This window comes from Proteus sp. PR00208, from assembly GCF_016238545.1.
Taxonomy (GTDB): domain Bacteria; phylum Pseudomonadota; class Gammaproteobacteria; order Enterobacterales; family Enterobacteriaceae; genus Proteus.
Map to the genome: position 1 here is coordinate 87,501 of NZ_JAEHQE010000010.1, position 17,212 is coordinate 104,712.

At 39.7% G+C, this 17,212-nt stretch carries 19 protein-coding genes; 11 read left to right on the plus strand and 8 right to left on the minus strand.

The genetic code is table 11. The annotated features are described in order from the left end of the window. Positions 1-11: 11 nt before the first annotated feature. A complete protein-coding gene (murQ, locus tag JEP36_RS08985) occupies positions 12-911 on the plus strand; it encodes an N-acetylmuramic acid 6-phosphate etherase (protein WP_198630104.1) in 900 nt (299 codons plus the stop codon). Between the two features lie 102 nt (positions 912-1,013). On the opposite strand, the gene JEP36_RS08990 is transcribed toward murQ, so the two are convergent. Then, on the minus strand, positions 1,014-1,877 hold the full coding sequence (locus JEP36_RS08990) for a YicC/YloC family endoribonuclease (protein ID WP_196533674.1): 864 nt from the start codon (positions 1,875-1,877) through the stop codon (positions 1,014-1,016). A gap of 126 nt (positions 1,878-2,003) precedes the next feature. On the opposite strand from JEP36_RS08990, the gene rph reads away from it, so the two are divergent. After that, complete coding sequence (gene rph / locus JEP36_RS08995) at positions 2,004-2,720, plus strand: ribonuclease PH (RefSeq protein ID WP_072064701.1); 717 nt, start codon at positions 2,004-2,006, stop codon at positions 2,718-2,720. 81 nt (positions 2,721-2,801) lie between these two features. Next, the gene (gene pyrE / locus JEP36_RS09000; RefSeq protein ID WP_099073912.1) at positions 2,802-3,446 is read left to right on the plus strand and encodes an orotate phosphoribosyltransferase; all 645 of its coding nucleotides are present in this window, start codon (positions 2,802-2,804) and stop codon (positions 3,444-3,446) included. Between the two features lie 308 nt (positions 3,447-3,754). On the opposite strand, the gene slmA is transcribed toward pyrE, so the two are convergent. The 3 genes from slmA to coaBC all read right to left on the minus strand — a co-directional run bounded on the left by slmA (position 3,755) and on the right by coaBC (position 6,123). Then, complete coding sequence (gene slmA / locus JEP36_RS09005; RefSeq protein ID WP_109373373.1) at positions 3,755-4,357, minus strand: nucleoid occlusion factor SlmA; 603 nt, start codon at positions 4,355-4,357, stop codon at positions 3,755-3,757. A gap of 112 nt (positions 4,358-4,469) precedes the next feature. Beyond that, positions 4,470-4,928 (minus strand): dUTP diphosphatase, encoded by a 459-nt coding sequence (dut, locus tag JEP36_RS09010; protein ID WP_088494130.1) that lies wholly within the window; start codon positions 4,926-4,928, stop codon positions 4,470-4,472. Beyond that, positions 4,912-6,123 (minus strand): bifunctional phosphopantothenoylcysteine decarboxylase/phosphopantothenate--cysteine ligase CoaBC, encoded by a 1,212-nt coding sequence (gene coaBC, locus JEP36_RS09015; RefSeq protein ID WP_198630105.1) that lies wholly within the window; start codon positions 6,121-6,123, stop codon positions 4,912-4,914. The genes dut and coaBC overlap by 17 nt, the downstream gene beginning before the upstream one ends. A gap of 302 nt (positions 6,124-6,425) precedes the next feature. Between coaBC and radC the strand changes: the two genes are divergently transcribed. The 7 genes from radC (at position 6,426) to JEP36_RS09050 (ending at position 12,453) form a co-directional block, all read left to right on the plus strand. Continuing rightward, complete coding sequence (gene radC / locus JEP36_RS09020; protein ID WP_198620306.1) at positions 6,426-7,097, plus strand: RadC family protein; 672 nt, start codon at positions 6,426-6,428, stop codon at positions 7,095-7,097. Positions 7,098-7,344: 247 nt separating this feature from the next. Beyond that, complete coding sequence (gene rpmB / locus JEP36_RS09025; protein ID WP_036914542.1) at positions 7,345-7,581, plus strand: 50S ribosomal protein L28; 237 nt, start codon at positions 7,345-7,347, stop codon at positions 7,579-7,581. An 11-nt stretch (positions 7,582-7,592) separates the two neighbouring features. Further along, positions 7,593-7,760 carry a 50S ribosomal protein L33 gene (gene rpmG, locus JEP36_RS09030; RefSeq protein ID WP_006534250.1) on the plus strand — a complete coding sequence of 56 codons (168 nt, stop codon included), beginning with the start codon at positions 7,593-7,595 and terminating at the stop codon, positions 7,758-7,760. A 149-nt stretch (positions 7,761-7,909) separates the two neighbouring features. Continuing rightward, positions 7,910-9,037, plus strand: coding sequence for a glycosyltransferase family 4 protein (locus JEP36_RS09035; protein WP_198620307.1), 1,128 nt, complete (start codon positions 7,910-7,912; stop codon positions 9,035-9,037). A 138-nt stretch (positions 9,038-9,175) separates the two neighbouring features. Beyond that, positions 9,176-10,177 (plus strand): glycosyltransferase family 9 protein, encoded by a 1,002-nt coding sequence (locus tag JEP36_RS09040; RefSeq protein ID WP_198620308.1) that lies wholly within the window; start codon positions 9,176-9,178, stop codon positions 10,175-10,177. Between the two features lie 3 nt (positions 10,178-10,180). Next, a complete protein-coding gene (locus JEP36_RS09045) occupies positions 10,181-11,284 on the plus strand; it encodes a glycosyltransferase family 4 protein (RefSeq protein ID WP_198630106.1) in 1,104 nt (367 codons plus the stop codon). Beyond that, positions 11,284-12,453 carry a glycosyltransferase family 4 protein gene (locus JEP36_RS09050; protein WP_198626439.1) on the plus strand — a complete coding sequence of 390 codons (1,170 nt, stop codon included), beginning with the start codon at positions 11,284-11,286 and terminating at the stop codon, positions 12,451-12,453. Before JEP36_RS09045 ends, JEP36_RS09050 begins: the two co-directional genes overlap by 1 nt. A gap of 1 nt (position 12,454) precedes the next feature. Here the strand turns inward: JEP36_RS09050 and rfaL are convergent, their stop codons facing one another. Then, positions 12,455-13,714, minus strand: a complete 1,260-nt coding sequence (gene rfaL, locus JEP36_RS09055) for an O-antigen ligase RfaL (protein WP_198630107.1) — start codon at positions 13,712-13,714, stop codon at positions 12,455-12,457. Between the two features lie 101 nt (positions 13,715-13,815). Between rfaL and mutM the strand changes: the two genes are divergently transcribed. Beyond that, positions 13,816-14,640, plus strand: a complete 825-nt coding sequence (gene mutM, locus JEP36_RS09060; protein WP_198630108.1) for a bifunctional DNA-formamidopyrimidine glycosylase/DNA-(apurinic or apyrimidinic site) lyase — start codon at positions 13,816-13,818, stop codon at positions 14,638-14,640. Here mutM and coaD read toward each other — a convergent pair. Genes coaD through waaA form a run of 3 tightly spaced genes read right to left on the minus strand, consistent with a single transcriptional unit; the run spans position 14,637 to position 17,168 of the window. Beyond that, positions 14,637-15,122, minus strand: coding sequence for a pantetheine-phosphate adenylyltransferase (gene coaD / locus JEP36_RS09065; RefSeq protein ID WP_109419621.1), 486 nt, complete (start codon positions 15,120-15,122; stop codon positions 14,637-14,639). The genes mutM and coaD overlap by 4 nt on opposite strands. After that, positions 15,112-15,891 carry a glycosyltransferase family 2 protein gene (locus tag JEP36_RS09070; RefSeq protein ID WP_198626405.1) on the minus strand — a complete coding sequence of 260 codons (780 nt, stop codon included), beginning with the start codon at positions 15,889-15,891 and terminating at the stop codon, positions 15,112-15,114. The genes coaD and JEP36_RS09070 overlap by 11 nt, the downstream gene beginning before the upstream one ends. After that, entirely contained in the window at positions 15,891-17,168 is a 1,278-nt protein-coding gene (gene waaA / locus JEP36_RS09075) for a lipid IV(A) 3-deoxy-D-manno-octulosonic acid transferase (protein ID WP_198620314.1), read from the minus strand. Before waaA ends, JEP36_RS09070 begins: the two co-directional genes overlap by 1 nt. Between the last annotated feature and the right edge of the window lie 44 nt (positions 17,169-17,212).

Genomic DNA, 17,212 nt, shown 5'->3' on the forward strand with positions numbered 1-17,212 from the left:
GGAGAGCGATAATGGCGATTGACCTTAGCAATCTTGTCACTGAAAGTAGAAATCATAACAGTGAAAATATAGACACACTTTCAACATTCGATATGCTAAAAGTCATCAATAATGAAGATAAAAAAGTGCCATTAGCAGTCGAGAAAGCGTTACCTGAAATTGCTCAATTAGTTGATAAAGTTGCAATTGCTTTTTCTCAAGGTGGTCGCCTTATTTATTGCGGAGCAGGTACATCGGGACGATTAGGGATTTTAGATGCCAGTGAATGCCCTCCAACTTATGGTACACCTCATGATATGGTGATTGGTTTAATTGCTGGTGGACACAAGGCTATTTTACAAGCTGTCGAGAATGCAGAAGATAATATTCAATTAGGTGAACAAGATTTACGCCAACTTAATTTTAATGAAAAAGATGTATTAGTGGGTATTGCTGCGAGCGGCAGAACCCCTTATGTCATTGGTGCTTTAAATTATGCAAAATCATTAGGGGCGACAACAGGTGCCATCAGCTGTAATCCTGAAAGCCCTATTGCACAAATTGCAGATATCGCTATTACACCGATTGTGGGAGCCGAGGTAGTCACGGGATCATCACGAATGAAAGCGGGCACAGCACAAAAACTTATTCTTAATATGATCACGACAGGTGCGATGATAAAAATCGGCAAAGTGTTTGGTAATTTGATGGTGGATGTTGAAGCCACCAATGCCAAGCTTGTTGAGCGCCAAGTTCGTATTGTGATGCAAGCAACAGAGTGTGAAAGAGCTATTGCAGAAGAAGCGTTATCACAATGTCAGCGTCACTGTAAAACGGCAATTTTGATGATCTTAGCAAACGTAGATGCACAGCAAGCCACGCAGATGCTTAACCAAAATAAAGGATTTATTAGAAAGGCGTTGGGTGAGTGATTTTCATTTATTAAAGAGAATGTTAAATTTTATTCTTGATAAAAGCCAGCTAATACAAGATATTGGCTGGCTTAATGATGGGCTGTAAACAGCTAAGAAATCTTACTCAATATTTTGGATCTGCTCGCGCATTTGTTCAATTAAAACTTTTAATTCAATGGCTGAATTGGTGACTTCAGTATTAATTGATTTTGAGGCTAATGTGTTGGATTCACGGTTAAATTCTTGCATCATAAAGTCAAGACGACGACCTACCGCTTCTTTTTTAACAAGAATTTTGCGCGTTTCTTTAACGTGAGCTTCTAATCTATCCAATTCTTCTGCGACATCTAAGCGTTGCGCTAACATCACTAACTCTTGTTCTAAACGATTATTATCAATTTGAACCTGTGCTTCTTCTAATTTGCTGGTTAAGCGCTCGCGTTGCCATTGTAAAATTTCTGGCATTTGAGCTCTTACTTTAACGACTTCTGCGCTAACCGCATCTAAACGTTGCTCGATAAGTTCTTTGAGTGATTGTCCTTCGGCTTCACGACTAGCAATAAAAGCATCGATTGCTAGATCTAATTCGGCTAAAAGTTCAGTACCAATCGCATCTAAGTCTTGCTCTTGTGCTGAAATCACACCCGGCCAACGTAAAATATCAAAAGGGCTGATAGTGCCTTCATGGCTATGGCTTTTTACCCAATTTGCAGAAACAATCAGTTGTTTTGCGAGATTTTCATCAAGATTTAATTCACCTTGAAAGCGAGCATTAAGATCAAAACGTAAGTTACATTCAATTTTACCGCGCGTTAAGCGATTACGTAGACGTTCACGAATAACAGGCTCTAAACTACGTAATTGCTCAGGTAAACGAATATAAGTTTCAAGGTAGCGCTGGTTTACGGAACGCAGTTCCCAAGCGGCAGTGCCCCAGTCTTTTTTGATGTCTCGGCGAGCAAAAGCGGTCATGCTACGGATCATAATAGGGTCTCAATAATGTAAAAGATGATATGATTATAACCCTATGCATCAATACAAGGATAGGCATAAGCCATTTTAGGTCGTATAATGCGCCCCCAATATGTCAGAGAAAGCGGAGATAACACCATGCGTCCAGCAGACAGACAAGCAAACCAAGTACGCCCTATTACCATTACTCGCCACTATACAAAACATGCTGAAGGTTCTGTATTAGTCGAATTTGGTGATACTAAAGTCTTGTGTAATGCCACTGTAGAAGACGGTGTACCTCGTTTTCTGAAAGGACAAGGGCAAGGATGGGTGACCGCAGAATACGGCATGCTTCCTCGCGCAACAAATAGTCGTAATGCTCGTGAAGCGGCTCGCGGTAAACAAACGGGTCGTACTATGGAGATCCAGCGTTTAATCGCTCGCTCATTACGTGCCGCGGTTGATTTAAAAGCACTAGGTGAATTTACCATCACTGTAGATTGTGATGTTATCCAAGCGGATGGCGGTACACGTACTGCATCTATCTCTGGTGCTTGTGTCGCATTAGTTGATGCTTTAAATAAAATGGTTGAAGAAGGCAAACTGAAAAAAAGCCCTCTGAAATCAATGGTAGCTGCAGTCTCTGTGGGTATTGTTGATGGTGAACCATTATGCGATCTTGAATATGTTGAAGATTCAGCAGCAGAAACAGACATGAATGTGGTGATGATCGATGATGGTCGTATGATTGAAGTTCAAGGTACGGCAGAAGGCGCACCATTTAGCCATGAAGAATTACTTGCTTTACTCGCCCTTGCGAAGGGGGGATTAGAGAAAATATTTGAAGCGCAAAAAGAGGCGCTTAAGCAATAAATTCTATTTTTAAAGGCGACTGAGAAGTCGCTTTTTTTATGCCTAAAATTTGTCATCAAGTAACGTAGAGAGGAGAAAGAAATGAAAGCCTACCAACGCCGCTTTATCGAACTAGCATTAGCAAAAAATGTCCTGAAATTTGGTGAGTTCACGCTGAAATCAGGAAGGGTGAGTCCTTACTTTTTTAATGCCGGTTTATTTAATACAGGGCGTGATTTGGCTTTATTGGGGCAGTTCTATGCGCAAACATTATTAGATAATAATGTGTCTTGTGATGTGTTGTTTGGACCTGCTTATAAAGGGATCCCTATTGCAACTACAACGGCAGTCGCATTGGTTGAACATCATGATATCGATATCCCTTACTGTTTTAATCGCAAAGAGGCTAAAGATCATGGTGAAGGAGGAACATTAGTAGGAAGCCCATTGAAAGGTAATGTAGTGATTGTTGATGATGTCATTACAGCAGGTACTGCAATTCGTGAGTCAATGGAAATCATCAAACAGCATGATGCAACGCTTTCTGCGGTGTTATTAAGTTTGGATAGACAAGAGAAAGGGCGAGAAGAACTTTCTGCAATACAAGAGTTAAAACGTGACTATCAATGCCAAGTGTATTCGATTATTACTTTGGATGATTTAATTAGCTACCTAAGTGAGAGTGAGACTCTGTCTGAGCATTTACCTGCGGTTAAAGCTTATCGTGAACGCTACGGTGTGAATTAATAAAGTTAATACGCGATAAACGAGTTGGCCGATTATAGATAAAAAAAAGCCCTCGCCCAATTATGGGCGGGGTGAGTAGTACAATGAATCTTCTGCGACAATTATCACAGATATTGAAATATAAAAAGGACTTTTACAGCAGGGGCAAAGCGAGTCGCTAATGCCACAATGTAGGAACTGCACGAGTGCCATTCCTGATAAATACATTTAGGTAACTATGTACCAGAGGACGCATGTTAACACAAATAAGAAAAAAACGGCATATCTGTAAATTTCAAATTGTTGAGTTAAATCACGAGTCCATCATTTCATTGTAACTGTGCCAAAATTAATGGCCAGCGGGCTTCAAATTCTTGAGTGGGTTGATAGCGAAATTCTGTGCGTACAAAGCGCGCTAGCATGCCTTCACAAAAAGCGAGTAATTGTGAAGCAAGTAATGCTTCATCATGTAAGAAGGCACTCCCTTCACGAATTTTACGTTCTTTGATAACTTGTCGAAGCTGGACTTCAATGCGTTCATAAAGCTGGTTTATTCGCCCTTGTAATCTGTCTTGTTCAAACATCAAAGCATGACCCGTTAAAATACGAGATAACCCTGGATTTTTTTCAGCAAAACCAAGGATCAAGACAAGAATTAAGCGAATTCTTGCCACAGCGTCTTTTTCGTCTTTTAAAATCAAATTAATACGAGAGACTAAGCTATCTTCGATAAACTCAATTAAGCTATCAAACATTTTGGTTTTACTTGGAAAATGTCGATAGAGCGCAGCTTCAGATACACCAACAGTAGCGGCAAGCTTCGCCGTTGTAATGCGCTGACTACCGTCACTTGATTCCAACATTTGGGCAAGTGACTGTAAGATTTCATCCCGTCTATTTCTTTTCTTTTTGGTTTCTTTTTCTTCTGCCATGACTGATAAGGCCCCTGCTAAAAGCAAAACAAATCAGTAAACCTTTGCACTAAGGTTTTTAGTGCAAAGGGAGTGATATCGTCATTGATATAATTAATGCAAGACGTCTTTATTATTGGCGGCCAGAGTGACCAAAGCCACCGCTACCACGTTCCGTTGCAGTAAAATCTTCAACAATATTAAATTCAGCTTGAACTACGGGCACGATGATCATTTGAGCAATACGTTCACCCGGTTCGATGGTGAATGCTGTTTGACCGCGATTCCAAACTGATACCATAAGTTGACCTTGGTAGTCAGAATCAATCAGTCCAACTAAGTTACCCAATACAACACCGTGTTTATGGCCTAAACCTGAACGAGGAAGCACCATTGCTGCTAATCCTTCATCGGCAATATGTACAGCAAGACCTGTAGGTAATAATTCGGTTTGCCCTGGTTCAAGAACCAATGGTGTATCAAGGCAAGCGCGTAAATCTAAACCAGCAGAGCCTGTTGTGGCATAAGCAGGAAGTGGATATTCTTGACCAATACGTGCATCAAGGATTTTAACATCAATTTTTTTCATCATAATGTTTGGCTATCTCGTCAAGTAGGCGATGGCTAAGTTGTGCTTTACTACTGTGTGGTAAGCGCGTTTCTCCATTAGCCCAAATAAGGTGTAATGCATTATTGTCACTGTTAAAGCCTTGATTTTCTGCTGAAACATCATTGGCACAGATCAAGTCGAGCTGCTTTTGTTCTCGTTTTTTGCGGGCATATTCTTCCACATTCTGGGTTTCAGCTGCAAATCCAACAACAAAAGGACGGTGTTCAAGCATTTTTCCAACACTCGCGACAATGTCGGGGTTTTTTACCATAGTGATGGTGACTTCATCACCTTGTTTTTTTATTTTTTCAGTCGCGATAAGTTTAGCGCGGTAATCGGCAACAGCTGCACAACCAATAAAAATATCTTGTGAAGGTGCGATTAACATCACTTGTTCGTACATTTCTTGTGCGCTTTCAACGTCAATACGTTTAACACAAGTCGGTGTCGGTAATGTGACAGGTCCTGCGATAAGTGTGACATCAGCCCCACGTAATGCGGCTGCATGTGCAATTGCAAACCCCATTTTTCCTGAGCTATGATTGCTGATAAAACGCACGGGATCTAAGGCTTCACGAGTAGGCCCTGCGGTTATCGTGATTTTTTTACCGGCAAAATCTTGTGGCGGTAAAGCAAGTTGTTTTTCAGCTAATGAGACGAGAGTTAGAGGATCTAACATTCGTCCTGGGCCTACATCACCACAAGCTTGACTACCAGAGTCAGGCCCCCAAATTAAACAGCCACGTTGTTCTAAAGCAGATAAATTTTCTTGTGTAATTGTGGCTCTGTACATTTGCTGATTCATTGCAGGCGCAATAGCGATAGGCGCGCTACTCGCTAAACAGAGTGTGGTAAGTAAATCATTTGCCATACCCACTCGTAAACGTGCAATAAGATCGGCAGTCGCGGGTGCAAGTAGAATTAAATCAGCCCATTTACCTAATTCAATATGTCCCATAGCGGCCTCTGCTGCTGGATCAAGTAAATCATCAGCAACAGGAAAACCAGAAACCGCTTGTAGTGACAAAGGCGTCACAAATGCATGAGCAGCGGGTGTCATTACAACTCGTACAATTGCGCCTTTATCACGTAAACGGCGTACAAGTTCTGGTGCTTTATAGGCCGCGATACCACCACTGATACCAAGAATAATCTTTTTGTCGTGAAGTGTAGTCATGATGAAATGCCTAAGTACATAAATAATTGCCCGTAATTTTACCACAAGGTAATCGTGAATTCGGAATTCTATGTAACTTCATGTTTTATAGGTTAAATTTTTGCGATTCATCTCGCATAAATTTGATATGTGTCTTTTTTATACAAGATTAGCAGTTTATAGTAAATTAACTGTATAAAACAACAGTTGTTTTGCGATTAGCATTTAATGATGAGTAATGTTTCCCCTAAATCCTATTGCTTATGTGAATAAATAAAATAGATCATTAATGCCACTACCTTTACTTATTAAGGAGTCCACGGATGGAAAATCAATCGATTAGTGAACTTTTACCTAGAGAAAAACTATTACTTTATGGCGTGGAATCACTCACTGATATTGAGTTATTGGCGCTCTTTTTACGCACCGGCACTTATGAAAAATCTGTATTAGAGCTTGCTGCTTTTTTACTTAAAGAATGTGGCTCTCTTTATCACGTTATTAATGCTGATTATGAAACATTAGGGCGTTTTAAAGGTGTTGGCGTGGGAAAGTTTACCCAGTTGCAAGCTATCAATGAAATGGCTCAGCGTTTTTCTACAACACAATTTATGTATAAAAATGTACTTTCTTCTTCCGAAGACACAAAATATTACTTGCAAAAATTACTTCATTGGCGAGACCGAGAGGTGTTTGTGGTGTTGTTTCTTGATAATCAAAACCAATTGATTGCATTTGAAGAAATGTTTAAAGGAACAATTAACCGAGTAGAGGTTCATCCGAGAGAAATTGTCCGTCAATCGATAAAAAAGAATGCAACATCTATCATTCTTGCTCATAATCATCCCTCTGGTCATTCAGAACCAAGCCTTGCAGATAAACAATTGACTGAAAAAATTTTTACTGCTTGTCAGTTGGTTGGCATAAATGTACTCGATCACCTTGTGATAGGGCATGATAACTGTGTTTCTTTTGCAGAACGTGGTTGGTTATAGCAAATATTTTTGTAATTATTGTCAATCTTTATTTGTACGGGTCTTGAGCGTTGAGGCCATTGGGCGTATACTACGCCACCTTTGAGGATCTTGGGTTTGGCGAGAAGAGCCTATCTCAGCAAGTTTTTTCTGAGGTGTTTACACAGTTTTTCAATCGTTAAAAGTTGCTGAGATGGGCTCCAAAGCCTGACGAGGCGGTCAAACCTGATATTAAAGCTCGAGCTGATTAGATTTTTGGAGAATAGACATGTCCCGAGTCTGCCAAGTTACCGGCAAGCGTCCTGTGAGTGGAAACAACCGCTCTCACGCATTAAACGCGACTAAACGCCGTTTTCTGCCAAACCTGCACTCTCACCGTTTCTGGGTTGAGTCTGAGAAACGTTTCGTAACTCTGCGTGTATCTGCTAAAGGTATGCGTGTGATTGATAAGAAAGGCATCGAATCTGTATTAGCAGATTTACGTGCCCGTGGTGAGAAGTTCTAAGGAGCTGAAAAATGGCTAAAGGTATTCGCGAGAAAATTAAACTCGTTTCTTCTGCTGGTACAGGTCACTTCTATACCACTACGAAGAACAAACGCACTATGCCAGAAAAACTGGAAATGAAAAAATTCGATCCAGTTGTTCGTCAACATGTGCTTTATAAAGAAGCTAAAATTAAATAATTTTAGTTTTCTTAAAAAACCCGACCTTAGTGTCGGGTTTTTTGTTATCTGGAGCCCGCTAAGTATAACAAAGTAAAGCTATTGTGATCTTCGCTTACTCTTTAGTTATACTATGGCTCTTTTAAAATCATCGGGTGAATGGATTGCGGATGAGCAAGTCAGTATTATCAATATTACACACAGAGTCATCTTGTGGCTGGGGTGGTCAGGAAATTCGAATACTGACGGAATCTCAAGGCATGATCCGCAGAGGGCACCGAGTTGCATTAGTGTGTTGCCCTACATCTAAAGTTGCTAAGGCTGCACCGGATTATGGTATTGAGGTTTTCACTCTACCGATTGAAAAAAAACGCGGTTCAGCATTAAAAGCACTTCGCCAATGGTTAAAGTTACATCGTCATCAATTTGATGTTATCAATACCCATAGTTCAACTGATGCATGGTTAGTTGCCGCTTCTTGTGCCACATTACGTCATTCACCCGTTATTGTTCGAACTCGTCATGTTTCTACGGATGTTTCACGTTTATTACCAACACGATGGCTTTATCTTTCATCCAGTGCCCATATTGTGACAACGGGTGAGAAATTACGCCAGACACTCCATCAGCATAATAAATTTCCATTAGAAAAAATGACATCAGTTCCTACAGGAATTGATTTGCAACGTTTCTTTCCACAAGATAAACAAAAAGCTAGAGAGAAAATTGGAATACCAAATAAACCGACATTAGGTATTGTTGCGACTATGCGAGTATGGAAGGGACATAAATATTTAATAGAAGCATGGAAATTGTTACATCAGCAGTTTCCAGACTGGCAATTAATTTTTGTAGGTGATGGACCTCAGCGTAAAAACCTAGAGCCAATGGTGAAAGAGGCTGGTTTAGAACAGAGTATCTTTTTCCTTGGTAATCGTAATGATGTGCCTGATTGTTTAAATGCAATGGATCTCTTTGCGTTACCCTCTTTTGGTAATGAAGGTGTGCCACAAGGTATTATGCAGGCGATGGCATGTGGTTTACCTGTCGTGTCAACTACGGTTGGCGCGATTAGCGAAGCAGTTATTGATGGTAAAACAGGATTTACATTAGTACCGCAAGTACAAGAATTATTAACCCGTCATTTAGCTAAATTAATGAGCTCAGATGAATTACGTGAACAAATGGGAAAAGCAGCGCTTGAACATGCCGTTTCACGATTTAGTTTAGATAATATGTTAGATAAGATGGAAAGGATCTTTATTCAGGCAATCAACAATAAAAATAAATCAGTATGATTCATGTTGATAATAAAGCCGTGAAACGATTATCTCTATTATCAACTTGGTGTATTCATCTTATTGATGAATATTTGTAATACTTTTTAGTGTATAGTCTGAGAAGTAAATGTATCATTTAAGCCAAATAAAAAGCATATGGATCCGAAAAATATATTGGTTATAGCGGTAGCGCGTTTTGGTGATACATTACTTATCACTCCCGTTATTCATGCCTTAAAACAGCGCTGGCCCAATGCTCATATTCATGTATTTGCACATAAGCGTAGCGCATGCATTCTTGAGCATAACCCTGATATTGATAGCATTAGGCATTTTTCTAAAAAAAGGGCGGTTTGGGCTGGTTGGTTACCTCATAAGCCTTATGATTTGGCTTTGGTATACGGTAATGATCGTGATTTGGTGAATTATGCTCGTCGCCAATCTCATCATACCGTTGCTTTTGCTGATATTTCTCAGCAACAAGGCAATGTGACTTGGGTTGCTCGTCCCAAGTCGCCGATAGTTGCACAAAAAGAACGTGCCTTATTAATTAATGCATTAGGGATTTATCCGAGTTGTTGGCAATTGCGTTACTTTATCAATGAGGAAGAAGCGACTTTTGCACAACAGTTTTTAAAAGATAATTCATTAATTAATAAGAATATTATTGGTTTTCAACTGCAAAGTTTTCCAGCTAAAGCCTATCGAGATTGGCCTGTGGAAAATTTTCTACAATTAGCAAAACAGATTATTACCCATGACGCGAGTGCGTACTTTTTGCTATTAGGTAGTAAGGAAAGTGAACAATTATCCATTGATTTAGCTAAACAAATGGGTGAACAACATTGTTTAGCCTTAGCGGGTCGAGTTTCAATGCGGCAAAATGCGGCAATTATGGCGAATTTATCGCTTTATGTTGGGGTAGATACAGGTCCCACACATTTAGCTGGGGCTTTAGATATCCCAATGGTGGCGTTATATCATAGTTATCACCCAGGGTGTTATTTAGCGCCATTACAGCATTCTTGTTGTCAGGTTATCCAGCATCCAACGTCGTTGGACAATGCCCGCCGTGAAGATAATATGGCTGATATATCAGTCGAAGAAGTGTGGGGTGCAGTGCGTAATATCATTGATGGAATGAAGGTGAAAAAGTAATCCATGAAGATCGGTATAATTGATGTCACAATCACCATGTCTTATGGCGGGATCCAAACAGCGGTTTGGGAACTGGCTAAGCAATTGCATGATGCGGGGCATGAAGTTCATCTTTATGGTGGTAATGGCGATATTCGACACAATCTGGAAGGACGCCAAATACAGGTACACACTTATCCTTATACACCGCGAGATAAAGTGCTTGATCTTGGTGGTCGTTTTCGCCGTATTGTTGAACGCTACACTTTTGCACGACACGCTAAAAAAGATGTTATTAGTCAAAAATTTGATTGGGTTATTTTAACGAAACCTTTTGATTTTTTTTGGCCTTCTATGATGCCTAAATCATCTTCAACACGTTTTTGTTATATGAGTGGAGGCACTAGCTTTTTTAAAGGTGACCGCAGGTTAGGTAAAAAGATTTCAGCATGGGTAGCATGTAGCCATTTTAATGCTTGGCAAATCCAACATCATTTTAAGCAATTCCCTCGTGTGATTTATAATGGTGTGGATATTGAAAAATTTAAACCTATGGCGACCTCGTTACGAGAGCAATTAGGAATAAGTGAATCTACTTTTTTACTCTCATTTGCTGGACGATTAGTCGGTTGGAAAGGCTTGAGTGTCGCGATCGATGCCATTGAAAAGCTAAAAGGTGAAGATGTGAAGCTCTTGATTATCGGTACAGGCGATGATCTAGAACGATTGAAGAGTAAATCGGTGACGAAAGGTATTGCTGAACAAGTTATTTTTCATCAACCCGTTGAACATAACCAATTACCTAAATTTTATGCAGCTAGTGATGCTGGTATTTTCCCAAGTACTGGGGATGAAGCATTTGGTATTACGATTGCAGAGGCAATGGCGTGCGCCAAACCGGTTATTGCGAGCCATATCGGGGGTATTCCTGAAGTGGTGGGTAATGAGGGCACTGCAGGGTTATTGGTCGCACCAGGCAATGCAGATGAAATTGTGATGGCAGTTAATCATCTTCGCCAATTACCCGATAGAGGAAAAGCAATGGGCGAGAATGCACGTTCACGTATAGAAACACGTTATACTTGGCAACATTCTGCACAACGTTTATTACAGACATTGGCGTCATAATAATGAAGATTGCCTATCTTGATCCTTACCCAGTTCCTGACTTACGAGTTGCTTCATTGCAAATTTTGCAAAATGTTGATGCTTTTGCCAGAGCGGGGGCACATGTCACTTTAGTTACACCAAAAGGACAATATCGAGATAGCGATATATTAGGTCGTTCAATCCATGCTAATGCAAGTTTAGTTTCCTTAAGAGATATTCGTCGTAAATGGTATTTTCCATTTAATTCACAAAAACTTTTCTCATTACAGATAGCGCGTTGGGTTAAGCAAAATAATGTTGATGCGTTGTTTACCCGTAATTTAAAACTGGCTTGTTATCTTTGTGAAAGTTATCCAGAAATTCCTCTTTTTTTTGAAAGCCATGAAATATTTGCGCAATCTTTTGCCGAGTCTCATTCATTTGAGAAAAAAAAGAATCGTGCTAAATATCATAAGTTATTAAAAATGGAAAAATTGGTTTACAGCCAAGCGACAGGTATTTTTGTTCTTACTTCATTACTCAGAGATGATATTGTTTCGCAATATCAAGTTACTACACCAATAACGGTTGTCCCTGATGGTGTTGATTTACATGCCGCGACGGATTATCAGATTACTCCTTCTTTATTAGATAAAACTATAACTGAAGTGCTGTATTTAGGTAGCCTGCATAAATGGAAGGGTATTCCTACCATGATGCGAGCAATGAAATATCTTGATAACGCACGGTTGAATATCGCAGGGGGAACGCCAGAGCAGATCGGAGGATTAACCTTATTAGCGCAAGAAATGGATGTAAAAGATAAGGTCAATTTTTTGGGGTTTATTGATCCGAAAAAACGCTTTGAAGCGATTGCTCAGCACGATATCTGTGTACTCCCACTGACGTTAACCAGTATTGGAAGCCGTTATACTTCACCACTTAAGTTATTTGAGTATATGGCGATGGAAAAACCTGTGGTGATTTCAGATTTTCCTTCAATCCGTGATGTTGTAGATGAAAAATCGGTAAGTTTTGCAGATAGTGGCGATGCACAAAGTTTTGCAAAACAGATAATACAGTTAAGAGATAATCCACAACGAGCAAGTGAAAAAACCGCCCATGCCCGCTCATTAGTTGAAAACTATTACAACTGGGATAAACGGGCTGAGGTTATTCTAAAGACAATAGAGACGTTAATTCAGTGATCTAGTGCTGTTTATCTAACAGTGTTGCTGATTGATTATTGAGTAAAGCGTGTCGCAACGCCAACATTAATCCCACCAAAATACCCACCTGATTGATATAGGCATTTTCAAATAATCCACGCAGTACATAAACACCTAAAAATGACATCAATAACACTAAAGCAGCTTGGCGAATAATACCTTGGTTTTTTCTTATTAGCTGAATACCTTGGGCAATAATGGAAGAGCAAAAATAGAGAATACCAATCAACCCTAAAATACCACCTGCAAACCAGAAAGCTAAAAAGACATTGTGAGGTCCAATGGATTTTTTGAATATCCAATTCTTATGTTCTTTAATGCGTTCATTATAGACGTTATGGTAAAGTTGATTGCCATAACCATAGCCTTTTATCGGGTGTTCTAAAATAAGATCTAAAGCTGAACCTTGTGTGCCATTATCAAAACGCAATCCACTATTAGTTTGAGTTAATTTATATTGAAGTAATTTGCTGACAACGGGATTTATGGGTAAATTCGTCGCCCCAATAAATAATAAGGCACAGGTTAATGCACTTATTATCATCAGTAACCATTGGCGATTAATAACTAAGATAAGTAGCGTACTAATTGCTAATGCGATCCAAGCACCACGAGCTAATGTTCCTAACATTATAAAAATAAAAGATAAACTAACGGCAGCTAACAGCAACCAATTAATAACTGAGTTTTGTTTTTTTAAAGCCCATAAAGCCAATATAATAGGAAAGAAAAAAAGAAGGGCATAGGATATTTCTCTATGAATTAACTGACTTTTTATTGTAAAAGGCCAAATACCTTGTTGATACTCCAAATAATACAGTACCAGTTCCTTAGCCATAATCACTAATAGCCCAATTGCAAAAGCTATCATCACCATCTTTGCAATATCGGTAGGTTTTTCTTTATACAATATAATCGGAAAGGTAATAGAAAATAGCAGTAAGCCATTTAAAATAGGCTTATTTACTTCTTTAATACTAATACTGGGCTCGACAGAAATTAGGATGGAATAACCAATAGTCAGTAATAAAAACAGCAGTGAGAATGACAGGTTATTTTTAAATATTTTGCAGATAGTCTTAAAATCACGTACCAGATACCACAAAGCTGTTGCACCAATCAATCCCATCACAATATTTTTATAGCGAGTGATATCTGGTAAGTAGATCAATATAATGTAAAGCCCAATAATGGATAAATTCCACAGGGATTTTTTACTATAGTCTTTAAACACCATCATAATAATCTGCCATCATCCTTTATACTTTTGATAGAGTGGCGATCATACAATAAAAATGTGTTTATCGCTGTATCTCTTATCTGATAATCATGGAGCAACCTGTGCCTGAATTACCGGAAGTCGAAACTAGTCGCCGAGGTATTGAGCCTCATCTTGTGGGCAATGTGTTGCACTATGCCATTGTACGTAATAGCAAATTACGTTGGCCTGTTTCAGAAAAAATAAAAACGTTACTGGATGAACCTATTTTAAGTGTAAAGCGACGTGCTAAATATTTGCTAATCGAACTTAATACTGGGTGGATCATTATTCATTTAGGAATGTCAGGGAGTGTTCGTATTCTATTAGAGGAACAACCTGAAGAGAAACATGATCATATCGATTTGATTTTTCGTGATGGTAAAGTACTCCGCTATACTGATCCACGACGCTTTGGTGCTTGGCTATGGTGTGAAGATTTAGCCACAAGCTCTGTATTAGCGCATTTAGGGCCAGAGCCACTTTCAGATGAATTTAATGCCGAATATCTCTATCAACAATCCAAAAATAAAAAAACGGCTATAAAACCGTGGTTAATGGATAATAAATTAGTGGTTGGTGTCGGTAATATTTATGCTAATGAGGCACTATTTTCATCAGGAATTATGCCAGATAGAAAAGCCAATAGTTTAACGCAAGAAGAATGTGCGGTTCTTGTCACGGCGATTAAGCGCGTATTAACCCGTTCTATTGAACAAGGTGGCACAACGCTAAAAGATTTTCTGCAGTCAGACGGTAAGCCGGGTTATTTTGCGCAAGAGTTATTTGTTTATGGGCGTAAAGACAAGCCTTGTTTAATTTGTGGTCAACCGATAGAAAGTATTAAACAAGGGCAACGTAGCACATTTTTCTGCCGACATTGCCAACATAGTGAAAATGAGAGCTAAATTTTACCGAGTTTTTTTAGCATGGCGGTGGTGACAACTTCAGGTAAAAACGTAGAGACATCACCGTCATGGCGCGCCACATCTTTAATTAACGATGAAGAGACAAATGAAAGATTTTGAGAGGGCAGTAAAAATACACTATCAAGATCAGGTGCAAAGTGACGGTTCATATTCGCAAGTTGCCATTCATATTCAAAATCAGAAACAGAGCGGACACCGCGAATTAAAATGGTGGCTTGTTGTTGCTTAGCAAAGTTAGCCATCAGTTCACTAAATCCCACCACTTCAACATTAGGTAAATGGCTTGTCACTTCTCTGGCTAAATTAACCCGCTCTTCTAAGGTGAACATAGGATTTTTACGGGCGCTATCAGCAATCGCTAATAAAACCGTATCAAACATACCTGCCGCACGCGTTAAAATATCAATATGGCCATAAGTGATAGGATCAAAGGTTCCGGGATAGATAGCTTTATTTTTCATGATTTACAGTCTTCTGGCTGAGTTCCCATAAAGAGGCGTATTTATTAAAGGTATACTGTGCGTTAACAAATGCCAGTATTAATCCCTGTTTCCCATCTAAAAAACCCATTCTTAACAGCCATGTCTTAAAAAAAGCACCAGCGGTATGGCTTAAGATAGAACTATAACTTGTTGTTCTACCTTGTTGATGGCGTTCTTTTGCCCATTCGGAGGCATATTTTAGCTGTTTTTGCTGAAATTCCATTAAATCACGGCAGGTAAGATGCAGTAGATCACCCTGCAAGGTTTTTACTGTTGCATCTTTTGTTTCTAATGATTCATGCACTAAATTATCGTTATATTGATAATGCTCACGGGCATATAAACGTGTCACTTTATCGGGATACCAACCGCTGTGTTTCATAAATCGCCCCATAAATAAGTTACGGCGAGCACAGTTATAAACGACATTTTCTTCAGGTTGTTGCAATACTGCGAGGATACTGCTTTTGAGTTCAGGAGTGACGCGTTCATCACTATCAATCATAAAAATATAATCACCAGAGGCATATTGCTGCGCTAATTGGCGTTGTTTACCAAACCCAGGCCATTCACTGTTGATAAAGACTTTAGCCCCTTTCTCTGTCGCAATACGGCAGGTGTCATCTTGGCTACCAGAATCTAATACAATGATTTCATCAGCCCATTGTACTGAGTCTAAGCATTCACCAATGATATCAGCTGCATTTTTGCTGATCATCACCACAGAAAGGCGCTTACCTTGGCTCATTAGTGACTCCGTGGAGGAAGATAAGGTGAAAGTAAGGTAAGTAAACGCAGCAATGCCCCTTGATTTTCATGAAGCACTTCAACTGCATGACGACCATAATAACGGCGATAATCTTCATCATTAAGCAATGAAGCAATAGCAGTCGCCATCGATTCACTGTCTGTAACCGTAATTAATCCTTCAGCTTGGTCAAGCTTGGCACAGATATTTTTAAAATTAAAAGTATAAGGTCCCATGATAACAGGGATAGCGTGAGCGGCGGCTTCTAAAGGATTATGACCACCACGCTCAACCAAACTCCCTCCAACAAAAGCTAAATCTGCAATACCATAGAGCAACATAAGCTCGCCCATTGTATCGCCAATAACTACTTGCGTTTGTGCATCTGGCACAGCATCGGTACTTCGTAAGGTATATTTTAACCCTGCTTCGCGCGTTAATTGTTCGGCTTTAGGAAAACGCTCTGGGTGGCGAGGGACTAAAATTAACAAAAGCTGAGGAAATTGTGCCAGTAGCTTTTTATGTGTCTCTAAAATAATGGTTTCTTCACCCTCATGGGTACTTGTTGCAATCCAAACTGGGCGGTGAGCAGCCCATTGACGGCGCAAAGCAACCGCTCTTGCGGCTAACTCTGGGGTGACAGAAATATCAAATTTTAGGCTACCTGTAACATGTAAATGCGAACGTTTTAAACCGAGCTCGATAAATCGTTCACCATCTTCCTGATTTTGAGCAGCAATCAAAGTGATTTTTTGGAGCATCGTTTTGACAAAACTGCCTAATTTCTGGTAACCCGCAGCAGAGCGCTCTGATAAACGTGCATTAGCAATAATCAACGGGATTTTTCGTTGATGAAGTTTTGAAATTAGGTTAGGCCATAACTCCGTTTCCATAATGATCACCAATTTGGGGTCAACCGTTTTAAGAAAACGATTAACTGAACCCGGTAAATCATAAGGAAGATAGACATGGTAAACATCATCACCAAATGCAGAACGCACACGTTCTGAGCCAGTTGGTGTCATAGTCGTGACGGTAATGGGTAAATCAGGATAGTGATGACGAAGGGCACGAACAAGCGGCACTGCGGCGAGTGTTTCACCAACAGAAACGGAATGCAATAATATACCCTGAGGGACGACTTTGCCTTTGCAAAAGCCATAGCGCTCTCCCCACCGTTTACGGTAGGCGGGTGCTTTACGGCTGCGTAATAAAAGACGCAACCAAATCAGAGGTTGAATAAGGTAAAGAAGTACCTGATATAAACGCAACAACATGCTATCAAATTCACTTATCTGGACGAACGCTTATAGTATCACAC